Genomic DNA, 12,889 nt, shown 5'->3' with positions numbered 1-12,889 from the left:
TCCATGAGCGCTTCCGGCCGCATCATCGGCGAATTCCGTAACGTTCGAAGGCCGATGCGTCTGCTGGGCGCCTCCGGCCAGCTCGGCTACGGCATCCCTGCCGCCTCCTTCGACGCCGGCATCGCCCGCCGCCCGGACCTGATCGGTTGCGACATGGGATCGATCGACATCGGGCCGGCCTATCTGGGAAAAGGCGAGATGGCGACGGCGCCGGAGGCGACGCGGCGGGACCTGCGGCGGGTGCTGCGTGCGGCGCGCGGCCTGGATGCGCCGCTGGTCATCGGCTCGGCCGGTTCGGCCGGCGCGGCGCCGCATCTGGACGCGACGCTGGCGATGCTGCGCGACATCGCCCGCGCCGACGGATTGCGCTTCCGCATGGCGGTGATGCGCGCCGACATCCCCCGCGCGCTGCTGCTGGCGGCAATCCGCGCAGGCAAGGTCAGCGGTTTCGACGGCATGCCGCCGCTGACGGAAGACGAGGTCGCCGCAGCCTCCAACATCGTCGGCCAGATGGGCATGGGGCCGTTCCGCAGGGCGCTGGCGGCCGACGTCGACGTGATCGTCGCCGGCCGGGCCTGCGACACCGCGATTTTCGCCTCGCTGCCGGCGCTGCTGGGCTTTCCCGTCGGTCTTGCCATGCACATGGCCAAGATCATCGAGTGTGGCTCGTTATGCTGCGTGCCCGGCGGCCGCGACCCGATCCTGGCGGAGCTGGACCACGACGGCTTCACCCTGGAAAGCATGAATCCGGAACGACGGGCGACGCCGACATCGGTGGCGGCGCACAGCCTGTACGAGCAGGGCGACCCGTTCACCATGCAGGAGCCCGACGGCACGCTGGACCTGTCGCAGGCCCGCTACGACGCGCTGGACGACCGTCGCGCCCGCGTCAGCGGCGCGCGGTGGCGCGACACGACACAGCCGACGATCAAGCTGGAAGGCGCCCGCAAAATCGGCGAGCGGGCCGTGCTGCTGTGCGGCTCGGCGGACCCGCGGTTCATCGCGCAGTGCAAGGCGCTGCTGCCGAAGGTGGCGGACCTGGTCCAGGGACTGGTCTGCGAGGATCGGCCACCGGACTATACGCTGCGCTTCCGCGTCTATGGCGTCGACGGCGTGCGCATGATCGTGCCGCAGGACGAACCGCCGCCCGGCGAGGTGTTCATCATGGGCGAATGCATCGCGCCGACGGCCGCGCGGGCCGCGGAAGTCGTGCGCAGCTGCAAGCAGTTCCTGTTGCATTACGGCTACCCGGGGCGGCTTTCCACCGCCGGGAACGTCGCGTTCCCGTTCACGCCGCCGGAGGTGTCGCTGGGTCCGGCCTATCGTTTCAACGTCTACCACCTGCTGCGCGTGGACGACGCGGATGCGCTGTTTCCGGTGGAGATCGAGACGGTCTGACCAGCCGGCGTCCTTGTTACTTGAACTTAACAATACCGCCATCCGCTGCCAGGCTGGCCGGCCTGCCACCGGTCATCGACCGGGCGCGACCATGGCTGCGCCAGCATGGGCCGGGACGCGGCGCCCGCGGATGCCGCCGGAGCCGGTACCACGAACGGGCGTTCCGGCCCTGGATAGTGGCCTGCCGCCGAGAATCATGGCACAATTTATTGACACGGCCTGGCCGGGCTGCTCCGCATGATAACGAACAATTGGCACCGCAAGGCCACCCTGGCCACCCATACTCCTGAGTAGGGCACGGACGAATCGCTGCGCCGGGACTTGCCAAGGGTTTCTTATGCTGGAGTGGAAAGCCGGTCTTTTCAGTACTTTGAAGCTGTATCCGTACAGGCCGGATCGCTGGCTGGCCCGTTATTCCGCATCGGCCGGCCGGCCAGCGATTTACGAGGACAAGACCCTTGGCGCCTGGGCCGCCGACCTGCGTCGTGCGTTCCCGCTCGCGGATCACGCATCGATCGAAGCCCTGACCGCAATCTGTTCGCTGGTATCGGTCCCGGCCGGCATCTCCCTGATCGTGGAAGGCGAGCAGCCCGAGGCCGTCTATGTCGTCGTGACCGGACAGTTCGCCGCGGGTCAGCCACGGGCCGGCGGTTCCGAGCGGTTCGGTGCCGGCGACGTCATCGGCGACATCGGCTTCCTGACCGGCGCGGCCGAGACGATCACCGTCCGTGCCCTGCGCAACAGCGAGTTGCTGCGCATCGCGCGACAGGATCTGCATGCAGTCGCCGCCCGCTGCCCTGGCGTCCTGATGGCGGTCTGTTCCGGTGCCGTGCAACGGCTGCAGGGCGTGCAGACGGCTTCGGCGCGCCTGCCGAAGTTCCATACCTTCTGCTTCGTGCCGGCGGACGGCACGCTCGACATCGGGCCGGTTGTCCAGCAGATCGCCGTCAACCTCGAGGCGTTCGGCAAGGTTGCCGTCGTGGCCCCCGGGCAGACCGCGGAGCAAAGCCCGGGCTGGCTGTCCGACATCGAAAAGTGCTCCGATTTCGTCCTGTTCCAGGCCGAGTACGGCCACACGGTCTGGACCCGCTTCTGCATCCGGCAAAGCGACCGCATCGTGCTGCTGGCGCACGGCGAGGCCGATCCCGGCGACGGCCCGGCCATGGGCGGCGGCCAGTTGGAGGTCCCGCGCGATACGCCGCTGTCGCTGATGCTGCTCTGGCAGGACGGCATCGTGCCGGCGCGGACCACGCAATGGCTGAAGTCGGTGAACCCGAGCCGGCATTATCATATTCGCTGCGACCTCGATTTCGAACGGGCAAGCCGGCTGATCGCCGGGCGCGGCGTCGGCCTGGTGTTGTCCGGCGGCGGCGCCAGGGCGCTGGCCCATATCGGCGTCATCCATGCCCTGGCGGAACATGGCATCCCGGTGGACGCCATCGGCGGGACCAGCGTTGGCGGCATCGTCGCGGCGGTGTTCGCGCTGGAGTGGAACCTGGCCACCACCGTCCGCGCCCTCGCCATGGCCTTCAACCGCCGGCGGTTCACCGATTTCGCCGTGGTGCCGCGGACGGCGCTGTATTCCGAGCGCGCCTTCGTCCGCACGCTCGGCCATTGCTTCGGCAGTTTCAGCATCGAGGATGCGCCGATACCGCTGTTCTGCGTCTCCACGAACCTGACCGATGGGGTCGCGGCCGTCCACCGGACGGGGCCGCTGGTCACCTGGCTGCGCGCGACGTCCGCGGTGCCGGGGATTTGTCCGCCGATCATGGAACGGAATGCGGTTTACGTCGACGGCGGCGTGCTCAACAACATGCCGACCGACGCGATCCATGATTTCGGCGTGGCGTCGGTGATCGCGGTGGATGTCGGCGCCACGCTCGAGCAGCAGGCGAGAGCCGACGGCGAGACGGTCCTGCCGAGCATCCTGGATCTGTTGTGGCGCGTCGGCACCATCGGCAGCGATACGGCGGCGAACCAGATCCGCCCCGACCGCGACGTGCTGCTGAAGCCGGCGGTTGAGGATATCGGGCTGTTCGACTGGAACACGCGCGAACGGGCGATCGAAGCAGGCTATCAGGCCGCCATCGGGCAACTGGACCAGATCAAGGCCGCCCTGGCGCGAATCCGGTAGGGGAGATGCAGCGGAGCGATTTCCCCGGAGGCGCGCACAGCCTGGGAGCTGGGGACGCGGTGGGCCGGCGGCATGGCCTGCGTGGTGGTTGACCGCGGCGGGTCACCGGCGGTGGGCGTGCGGCCGGATCGTCCTAAAATGTAACAACAGAGAAACAACCGAGCGCCGCAGAGGGCCACAGGGAAGTAATCATGGCGCTGCGCGCGAAGCGCAAGACGATCTTCAGTGTTCCAGCGGACGGCCTCGGACATCGCCGCCCGGGCGTAACCAGATGACCCTGCCTGGCACAACGGCAGCACCCGCACCGGGCCGTGCGGCGTCCCCCTGATCCTCTGGGGCACTCCGCCGCCCTCAGCTTTTTCTCTGTGCGAACAATCATACGCCATCATCCAGGCTGTCCCCGCCAGGGACGCACCACCTCACACCGCAGCCTCGCCAGCCAGGGACGGCCGCCACGGGCCTCCTACCCCAACTCCCCCCGCGCCCTCGCCCTCAGGTCGAACTTCTGGATCTTCCCCGTCGAGGTCTTCGGCAGCGGCCCGAAGGTCACGTAGCGGGGGCACTTGTAGTGCGCCATCCGCTCGCGGCACCAGGCGACGATGTCCGCCGCGCTGGTGCCCTCCATGCCCGGCTTCAGGGTCACGAAGGCCTGTGGCGTCTCGCCCCACTTCTCGTCCGGCCGCGCCACCACCGCGGCCTCCATCACCGCGGGGTGCTTGTACAGCACCTCCTCGACCTCCAGCGACGAGATGTTCTCGCCGCCGGAGATGATGATGTCCTTCGCCCGGTCCTTCAGCTCGACATAGCCGTCGGGGTGCATCACCGCCAGGTCGCCGGTGTGGAACCAGCCGCCGGCGAGGGCGGCCTCGGTCGCTGCCGGGTTCTTCAGGTAGCCCTTCATCACCGTGTTGCCGCGCAGCATCAGTTCCCCCATCGACGTGCCGTCCGCCGGCAGCCTGCGCATCGTCGCCGGGTCCAGCACCGCGGCCTCCTCCAGCATCGGCATGTTCACCCCCTGGCGGGCCATGAACGCCGCCCTGGCGTCAATCGGCAGGTCCTCCAGCCCCGGCTGCCACAGGCACACCGCCGAAGGGCCGTAGCTCTCGGTCAGGCCGTACAGGTGCGTCACTTCGAAGCCCATCGCCTCCATCTGGGCGATCACCGTCGAGGCCGGGGCCGCGCCGCCGGTGGCGATCCGCACCGTCTGGGGGAAGCTGCGGCGGGCCGTTTCCGGGGCGTGGATCAGCATCGACAGCACCACCGGCGCGCCGCACATGTGCGTCACGCCCTCCTCGGCGATGGCGGCGAAGATCGGCGCCGGCTCGACCCGCCGCAGGCAGACATGCGTGCCGCCCGCCAGCGTCACCGCCCAGGTGTAGCTCCAGCCGTTGCAATGGAACATCGGCAGCGTCCACAGATAGACGCTGCGCGGCGACAGCTCGAACGCCAGGGCGTTGGCCGAGGCGTTCAGGTAGGCGCCGCGGTGATGCACCACCACGCCCTTGGGGTTGCCGGTGGTGCCGGAGGTATAGTTCAGGCCGATCGCCTGCCATTCGTCGTCCGGCAGCCGCACCGGATGCCCAGGGTCGCCGGCGGCCAGGAAGCCCTCGTACTCCACGGTGCCGATGCGGTCGCCGCCGGCGTCGTCGATATCCACGACCGTCAGGTCCAGCCCGTCCAGCGCCGGGGCCATCACCGCGGCGAACTCGGTATCCGCCAGCACCACCTTGCTCTCGGAATGGCGCAGGATGAAGCCGACCGTGGCGGCGTCGAGGCGGATGTTGATGGCGCACAGCACGGCGCCCAGCATCGGCACGGCGTAGTGCGCCTCCAGCATCTGCGGCGTATTAGGCGCCATGACCGCCACCGTGTCCCCCTTCCCCACGCCCGCCCGCGCCAGCGCCGAGGCCAGGCGCCGCGCCCGCTCCAGGAACTGCGCATAAGTGAACCGCCGCGTGCCGTGGACCACCGCCACCCGGTTGGGCCAGATCCGCGCCGCGCGGGACAGGAACGACACCGGGGACAGCGGCACGTAGTTGGCGGGCGTGCGGTCGAGGTTCTGCTCGAAGATGGACATGTGTATTCCTCCCGGTCCGCAGGGCGGACACCGTGGCGAGGCTAGGGCAGAGCCGCATTGTTGCCAATCGCGGCGGACCGGCCGCGGCCGGGATTTCCTCGCCACATCCGCGGGGTGCCGGCCCGGCGGCGGCAAGTCCGCGGCGTGCGGCCGGCTGGTCCGGGGCCGCCGCGCAGGTGATTACCCCGGTAACCGGCGCGCGATCACACCCCGGCCGCGCTTGATGTCGTTCCATATGTATGCATTTCCCACGCGCGCGGTATGAATACGATCGGCATCGCGTGAAATCGCAGCATTGTGTATCGCTTTTGTCCCATCCTTGGTAATATTCTATTTCCGAAATTGATTTCCGGTTTCTCGTGTATGCACATTATCCCTGTATGCACATCGGCAGCAGGCCAGGGGCCGAACCGTCCCGCAGGCGGCGCCCACAGATGTGTTGTTCCGTTGCCGAGGCGCGGACGACCGCGGCCCGGCGGACGCGGATAATGGGCAACACCGGGTCCATCCTCGGGCGCGCGCGCCGTCGCGGGGGGATGCCGCCGCTACAGGCATCCATCCCGCGAACCGGGCCGTGAACGGGCGGAAGGAAGTCTGGACCAAAACCCCTGGGCTGAAGCGAGACTGACGATGCCGCGGTTGTCCACCCACTGGGACGAATTCGACGACCTTTCCGTCGCGACGGCGTGGCGGTTGGTCGACACCCTGTTCGAGCAGGGCGTCACGATGTTCGTCGGCGCAATGGTTTTCGCGGCGCTCGGCCTCGTCGGCTACATTGCCACGGGTTCGCCCTGGTACCTCGCGGCCCTGGCCTATGCCGGCGGCAGCTACGCCCTGCGGCTGTCCCAGAGCCGCCGCTATGCCCGGGCCCGGCAGTCCGGCAACCCCGGCGCCTGGGTCTGGCGCAGCCTGATTGGCGGCTGGCTCACCGCGCTGGGGTGGGGCGCCTGGAGCGTCGTCATCCTCGCCGAACCGCAAAAAACCCTGGTGATCATGATCATCGGCGCGCAGTCGGCCTGCGTCATTGGCGCCGCGGCGCGCAACAATGCGGTGCGTCTCATCGCCGGCGGGCAGATCTTCCTGACGCTGACGCCGCTGCTGGCCTGCTGCCTGGTCGCGGACAACGTCTATCTGAACGTCTATGCCGCGTTCGTCGCCGTCCATATCCTGGCAGCGCTGGAGCTGGCCAGGTTCCTCAACCAGAAGACGCTGCGGCTGCTGCTGCAGGACGAGGAGAAATCCGCCCTGGTCGCGAAGCTGGAGGCCGCGCGGCAGGAGCTCGAGGTGATCAACCAGCACCTGGAGACGCTGGCTGCCACCGATGCGCTGACCGGCGTGGCCAATCGCCGTGCGTTCGACCTGGAAGCCGTCCGCGCGTGGCGCCACTGCGCCCGCGATCAGGCGCCGATGTCGCTGCTGCTGCTGGATATCGACCATTTCAAGGCGTTCAACGATTTCTATGGCCACCAGGCGGGCGACGACTGCCTGCGCGACGTGGCGGCCGCCGTGGCCTCGATGCTCCATCGTTCGGGCGACCTGCTGGCCCGCTATGGCGGCGAGGAGTTCGCCGTCATCCTGCCGCATACGGACCTGGATGGCGCGGTGGTGATCGCCGAGCAGGCGCGCGCCGCAATCCTGGCCCGGGCGCTGATTCACGACGCCAGCGAACTCGGCGTGGTCTCGATCAGCGTTGGCGCCGCCTGCCTCACCCCCGCTCTCGAGACGCGGGTGGAGCAACTGACCGCCCTGGCGGACACGGCGTTGTATACCGCAAAGCGCAGCGGCCGGAACCGGGTGCATGCGGCGGCGACCCAAGCCGCGGCCATGCAGGATCAGGAGCTGCCGATGTTCGGCGTTTAAGCGGCTGTCGCCTCCCTGGCGCTGGCGGATCACAGTCCACCGCACGCACCCGCCCGGAAGGGCGTTGCGGCGGTGCCTGTGGTGTGGACAATCTGCGGCAGAGGAGACACCCCGCCATGGATCTGCAACTGCAAGGCAAGACCGCGCTGGTGACCGGCGCCAGCATGGGCATCGGACGCGCCATTGCCAAGGCGCTGGCGGCCGAGGGCGTGCAGGTCGTCGCCGTTGCCCGCCGGCTCGATCTGCTGCGCGCGATGGCGGACGAGGTCGCCGCCGCCGGGCACCCAAGACCGGTGGCGGTGCAACAGGACCTGATGCAGGAGGACGGTGCGGCCAGCCTGGTCAGCGCGGCGCAGGACGCCGTCGGGCGCATCGACATCCTGGTCAACAACGCCGGCGGCAGCCGCGTCCTGCCGGTGGATGCGCCGGAAGAGCGCTGGGCCGAGGCGATGACGCTGAATTTCACCCGCCCGCGGCAACTGGCGCATGCGCTGCTGCCGGGCATGATCGACAACCGCTGGGGCCGCGTCATCAACATCACCGGCAAGAGCGAGCCGGAGACCCTGAATGCCGCCTTCTCCGCCAAGGCCGCCCTGCACGCCTGGGCCAAGGGCCTGTCGCGGGAGGTGGGGAAATTCGGCATCACCGTCAACTCGATCCCGCCCGGCCGGATCATGAGCGAGCAGATCCGCCGCAATTATCCTGAAGACTATCGCACGCATTTCGCCGAAACCGAAATCCCGGTTCGTTACTGGGGTGAGCCGGAGGACCTGGCGGTGATGGCCGTCTGGCTGGCCTCGCCCCTGGCGCGGTACGTCACCGGGGCGGTGATCCCGGTGGACGGCGGGCTGCGACGCTACCAGTTCTGACCGGCGAGCAGAGCGCAGACAACGGGCCTGTTGTCGCAAGCTGCCGGCGGGCTGAGGCCCATAGCGCAGACGTTACGGCGCTGTGCGGCCTGCGTGGCGGCCAGCACCATCGGGCGACGCGGCGGCCGGCCGGCTCAATAAGCCCGCCTGCCACAACAGCAACAACCGCACCAGCCCGTACGCCGTCCCCCTGATCCTCAGCGGCCCTCCACAGCCCTCAGTTCGTCTCTGTGCGAGCAAAAATACGCCATCAGCCACGCTGTCCCCGCCGGGGCTGTCCCCGCCGGGAACGCACCATCCCGGGCCGCGACCGTGCCGGAACAGGAATGCCACGCGGTCGCGGCCGCTTCGCCTCCCTTGCCATGGCTTGCGCTCCACCGCCAGGGCGACCTCTGGAGAGCGACGTCGCCTGACATTACCGACGACGTCCGGACACCGGCCCGATCAGCAGTTCCGGCCGGTACTCGAAGTGCATGGTGTCGAAGTGCGCCCACCGGCCGCCCCAGACGAAGCCATGCCGTTCGAAAATCGTAACGATCTCCAATGGAATGCGATTGACATAATCCGGGACGCCACCGCCCGACCGGTGCCACCGCCAGTAATCCGAGAACGCCGGGTTGATGTCGATCGCCGCGCCCCAGGCATGCATGCTGCGTTGCCCGGTATCGGCGACCGCGCGGCAGGCATAGGTCCCACCCACCGGATACAGGTACTTCCGATCCTCCGCCGGCAACCCATCCAGCTCCCGCGAGACCGCGGCCAGTTGCCGGGCGGCGCCGTTGACCGGAGTGAAGCTGACGGCGTGGCCCCAGCTGTGCGGCAGCCAGATCACCGGCACCAGCGCCACCTGCTCCGACCTGCAGTCGCCATACATCTTGTCGAAGAACGCCCGGTTCCGCACCCGCCCCGGATCCTCCCGCGGCGGCGGCGCTGCGTCGGTGGCGTAAGCCAACCGCAACTGGTCGAGGATCGAGCCGGCCCGCAGTTGCTCCGCCATGCTCTTGCCGGGCCGCCCGTCCGACACCGGCATCCGGGTGCCGTCGCGCCAGATCAGGTTGGCGCCGTCGAAGCCCGCCAGGGCATCCGGATAGGCACGGACCAGATCCTCGACCGAGGCCGCGGCGCAGGCCACCGGAACCCCCGCCAGCAGGGCGGTGCAAGCGGCCCAGCGGCGCCACCGGACGCCGGTCACGACGCCGCAGAAACGACCAGGTCGCCGACCTGCCGGCGCAGCGCGTCGATGCCGGTGTCGCGGTGGCGGGTCGGGTGCACGCGGTTGCTCAGCAGCGCCCAGGCCAGCCCGCGGCCGGCATCGATCCACACGCCGGTGCCGGTGAAGCCGGTATGGCCGATCGTCTGGTCCGAGCAGGCGTTGCCGCCGGACCAGCCGTCATGCCGCGCCTCCCAGCCCAGGCACCGCGTCGCCGATTGCCGCGTCCGCACCTGCGCGTGCGACGGCTCGTCGCCTCGCAGCAGGCGCTGCGCGGCATCGAGCACGCCGTCGATCGTGCCGAACAGCCCGGCATGACCCGCGGCGCCGCCCAGGGCGAAGGCGTTCTCGTCGTGCACCTCGCCGCGCAGCACGCGGCCACGCCAGGTGCAGCGCTCGGTCGCCGCCGTCTGGGCCGGCACGGGCCGCCACGTCAGTCCGGGCGGCGGTTGCAGATGGCCCAGCAGGCATCCGCTCAGCCGCTCGATGGCAATGCCCAGCAACATGAAATTGATGTCGGAATAGACCGGCGGCCCGGGCTGCCAGACCCGCTGCAGGATGAAGGCGCGCAGCGTCGCCGGCTCCAGGCCATAAGTGTACAGCGGCTCGACCGCCGGCAGGTGCGTCTGGTGGCTGAGGCACTGGCGGAACGTCAACTGGCGCTCCGCCGCCCGGAGGTCGTACTGCCGCAGGTCCGGGATGGCCGCCACCAGCTTGTCGTCCAGCGCCAGGTTCGCCTGCGCCAGGCGCTGCAGCAGGGTCGGCGTGGTGAACAGGACCTTGGTCAGCGACGCGAGGTCGAACCACGTGCCGCGATGCAGCGGCGCAGGGTCCGGCTCGCGCTGCGCCTGGCCGAAGACCGCCACGGCCCGGTCCCCGCCTGCGGCGACCACCCCAAGGGCGGCGCCGCAGATCGAGGCGGAGACGGCGCGGGCCACGGGACCGGTCGCGGCGGCAAGGAGTTCGGCGGCATTCAACGGCGGCAGTCTCGTCTGGCGGAATGGGGGCGTTGCGTCTTATACAGGCCAGGGCCGACGAAACCTATCGGTCAGTTCCGGCCGCCGTCGCGTCGGCCGGATGTTCGGTTCAAGGGTCTCCATGCAGCTTTCGATGCGTGCGGCGGTTCCGATAATCTGCGCCCTGGCGTTCACCCTGGGGGCCTGTTCGCGGGGCCGGCCCGCGCCGGTCGTGAAGGCCGGCCCGGCATCGCAGCCCGGGCAGTTCCTCGCCGAGGCGGGACACTCGCCGCCGTTCGCCCGCATGTCCTACGCGGGGTTCAGCCGCACCGAGGCGATCGCCATCGCCAGGCAGGAATGGCGCCTGTTCGGCCGGCCCGTGTACGACGACCCGCCGCGTGACGGCGCCGATCCGGACCCGGACGACGCCCCGAGCCGCTCGCCGGGGGAATGGGAGCGCGTCGGCGAGTACTGGTGGCTCGGCCAGGACGCCGATCGGCGGGAGTCCGCGTGGACCGGGCTGCACGACGAGACCGGCCGGGAAATCCCCGACCGCCAGATCGGCTTTTATCCGTGGTCGGCCGCCTTCATCAGCTACGTCATGCGCACCGCGGGCGCCGGGGGGCGCTTTCCCTATGCGGCCTCGCATTACGTCTATATCGACATCGCGAAGGACATGACGCTTGGCCGGACCTCAGGCTGGGCGCTGTACGCCGAGCGGGTGGATGCCTATGCGCCGGTTCCCGGAGACCTGATCTGCTTCTCGCGCGCCAGCCGGCGGCCGATGACATATGACAGGCTGCCGGCCCCGCGTTTCGCCGCGCATTGCGACATGGTCGTCGCCCGCGGCAAGGGCCAGATCAGCGTCATCGGCGGGAACGTCAACCACGCGGTGACGATGAAGCACGTGCCGGTGACGGCGGACGGACGGCTGGCTGATTCCAGGGGTGACGTGCTCGATACGCGCTACCCGTGGTTCGTTGTGTTGCGGATTCAGTACGATCATTGACGTGCCTGCTGCCCGGCGGAAATCCGGCGCCGCGCGGCGCGGCGATTTGCCACCGTGGGCAACCTCGGCCATCCTGCGCTGATCATAGCCATTTATCCGGAATCCGAAACGCATGCCCCGTCTCAACTTCGGCGCCTTCCTCGCCCCGCACCATCCCATCGGCGAGCATCCGCTGCTGCAGTTCCGCCGCGACGTCGATCTCGTCGAGCACCTCGACAAGCTTGGCTACGACGAATTCTGGTGCGGCGAGCATCATTCCAGCGGCTGGGAAATGATCGCTTCGCCGGAAATGTTCCTGGCCGCCGCGGGCGAGCGGACCAAGCGCATCCGGCTCGCCACCGGCGTCGTCTCCCTGCCGTATCATCATCCGTTCAACGTCGCCCAGCGCATGGTGCAGTTGGACTGGATGACCGGCGGGCGGGTGATCTTCGGCTCCGGCCCCGGCGCGCTGGCGTCCGATGCCCACACGCTCGGCGTCGATCCGATGCTGCTGCGCGACCGCCAGGACGAGGCCATCGGCGTGATCCGCCGCCTGTTCCGCGGCGAGCGTATCACCACGAAGACCGACTGGTTCCAGCTGAACGACGCCGCCCTGCAGTTGTTGCCGATGCAAGACGACATGCCGTTCGCCGTCGCCTCGCAGATCAGCCCGTCGGGCATGACGCTGGCCGGCAAGCACGGCATCGGCATCATCTCGATCGGTTCGCTGTCGGAAGAGGGTCTGAACGCCCTGCCCACGCAATGGGGCTTCGCCGAGGCCGCCGCGGCGAAGCACGGCACCACGGTCGATCGCCGCAACTGGCGCGTGCTGCTGAGCTGGCACATCGCGGAGACGCGGGAAAAGGCACGGTCCGAGGCGCGCGACGGCCTGTTCCGTCACCACAACGAATACATCACCGCCACCCTGCAGCGCCCCGGCGCCCGTCCGTTCAAGACGCCCGACGAAGCCGTGGACAAGACCGCGTTCTCCTCCGCCGCCGTCGCAACGATCGGCACGCCGGACGACCTGGTCGAACGCATCAAGTCCGTGCTGGAGATTTCCGGCGGCTTCGGCACCGTCGTGGGCTTCGTGCACGACTGGGCGAACCCGGAGAACACCATGCGCAGTTGGGACATGGTGGCGCGCTATGTCGTGCCCGAGATCAACGGCTACCTGGCCGGCCTGCGCCGATCGCGGGAGTTCGTGGCGAGCAACCGAGAATACTTCGACCGCGCCCGGGACGCGGTGATGGCCAAGATCAACGAGAACGAGAACGCAGCGGCCGCGCTCGCGGTCACGAAGTCGCCGATGCTGGCGGCATCGTCGAGCAATGTGCCCGACTTTGATTCTTTGAGGAAACGAGTGGGGGGTGGTTGATGGGGTGGGTGTCGTTTGG

General features: G+C 69.0%; 9 protein-coding genes. 6 read left to right on the top strand and 3 right to left on the bottom strand.

The genetic code is table 11. From position 1 onward, the window contains the following. Window positions 1–3 precede the first annotated feature (3 nt). Window positions 4–1,398: an acyclic terpene utilization AtuA family protein gene (locus tag CCS01_RS02920; RefSeq protein WP_104517333.1), complete on the top strand. Its 1,395-nt coding sequence runs from the start codon at window positions 4–6 to the stop codon at window positions 1,396–1,398. A gap of 337 nt (window positions 1,399–1,735) precedes the next feature. Beyond that, the gene (locus CCS01_RS02915) at window positions 1,736–3,532 is read left to right on the top strand and encodes a cyclic nucleotide-binding and patatin-like phospholipase domain-containing protein (protein WP_104517332.1); all 1,797 of its coding nucleotides are present in this window, start codon (window positions 1,736–1,738) and stop codon (window positions 3,530–3,532) included. A gap of 463 nt (window positions 3,533–3,995) precedes the next feature. Here CCS01_RS02915 and CCS01_RS02910 read toward each other — a convergent pair whose 3' ends face one another. Next, on the bottom strand, window positions 3,996–5,609 hold the full coding sequence (locus tag CCS01_RS02910) for an acyl-CoA synthetase (protein WP_104517331.1): 1,614 nt from the start codon (window positions 5,607–5,609) through the stop codon (window positions 3,996–3,998). 630 nt (window positions 5,610–6,239) lie between these two features. Between CCS01_RS02910 and CCS01_RS02905 the strand changes: the two genes are divergently transcribed. After that, window positions 6,240–7,469 (top strand): GGDEF domain-containing protein, encoded by a 1,230-nt coding sequence (locus CCS01_RS02905; protein WP_104517330.1) that lies wholly within the window; start codon window positions 6,240–6,242, stop codon window positions 7,467–7,469. A gap of 116 nt (window positions 7,470–7,585) precedes the next feature. Beyond that, the gene (locus tag CCS01_RS02900) at window positions 7,586–8,338 is read left to right on the top strand and encodes an SDR family NAD(P)-dependent oxidoreductase (RefSeq protein ID WP_104517329.1); all 753 of its coding nucleotides are present in this window, start codon (window positions 7,586–7,588) and stop codon (window positions 8,336–8,338) included. A 415-nt stretch (window positions 8,339–8,753) separates the two neighbouring features. Here the strand turns inward: CCS01_RS02900 and CCS01_RS02895 are convergent, their stop codons facing one another. After that, window positions 8,754–9,530: a M15 family metallopeptidase gene (locus CCS01_RS02895; protein ID WP_104517328.1), complete on the bottom strand. Its 777-nt coding sequence runs from the start codon at window positions 9,528–9,530 to the stop codon at window positions 8,754–8,756. Next, on the bottom strand, window positions 9,527–10,525 hold the full coding sequence (locus CCS01_RS02890; RefSeq protein WP_104517327.1) for a serine hydrolase: 999 nt from the start codon (window positions 10,523–10,525) through the stop codon (window positions 9,527–9,529). The genes CCS01_RS02895 and CCS01_RS02890 overlap by 4 nt, the downstream gene beginning before the upstream one ends. Before the next feature lie 133 nt (window positions 10,526–10,658). Here CCS01_RS02890 and CCS01_RS02885 point away from each other — a divergent pair, with 133 nt between their 5' ends. Beyond that, a complete protein-coding gene (locus CCS01_RS02885) occupies window positions 10,659–11,513 on the top strand; it encodes a DUF2272 domain-containing protein (RefSeq protein WP_158258194.1) in 855 nt (284 codons plus the stop codon). Window positions 11,514–11,625: 112 nt separating this feature from the next. Then, on the top strand, window positions 11,626–12,870 hold the full coding sequence (locus CCS01_RS02880; protein ID WP_104517325.1) for an LLM class flavin-dependent oxidoreductase: 1,245 nt from the start codon (window positions 11,626–11,628) through the stop codon (window positions 12,868–12,870). Window positions 12,871–12,889: the final 19 nt, after the last annotated feature.

Source organism: Rhodopila globiformis, from assembly GCF_002937115.1.
GTDB lineage: Bacteria > Pseudomonadota > Alphaproteobacteria > Acetobacterales > Acetobacteraceae > Rhodopila > Rhodopila globiformis.
Note: the sequence above shows the minus strand (reverse complement) of the source record. Positions and strands in the feature narration are given on the sequence as shown.

Bases quoted from the DNA above. Each gene is read 5' to 3' on its own strand.
- CCS01_RS02920 (WP_104517333.1), top strand. From the start codon at position 4: ATGAGCGCTTCCGGCCGCATCATCGGCGAATTCCGTAACGTTCGAAGG.
- CCS01_RS02910 (WP_104517331.1), bottom strand. From the start codon at position 5,609: ATGTCCATCTTCGAGCAGAACCTCGACCGCACGCCCGCCAACTACGTG.
- CCS01_RS02900 (WP_104517329.1), top strand. From the start codon at position 7,586: ATGGATCTGCAACTGCAAGGCAAGACCGCGCTGGTGACCGGCGCCAGC.
- CCS01_RS02880 (WP_104517325.1), top strand. From the start codon at position 11,626: ATGCCCCGTCTCAACTTCGGCGCCTTCCTCGCCCCGCACCATCCCATC.
- CCS01_RS02885 (WP_158258194.1), top strand. From the start codon at position 10,659: ATGCGTGCGGCGGTTCCGATAATCTGCGCCCTGGCGTTCACCCTGGGG.
- CCS01_RS02905 (WP_104517330.1), top strand. From the start codon at position 6,240: ATGCCGCGGTTGTCCACCCACTGGGACGAATTCGACGACCTTTCCGTC.
- CCS01_RS02915 (WP_104517332.1), top strand. From the start codon at position 1,736: ATGCTGGAGTGGAAAGCCGGTCTTTTCAGTACTTTGAAGCTGTATCCG.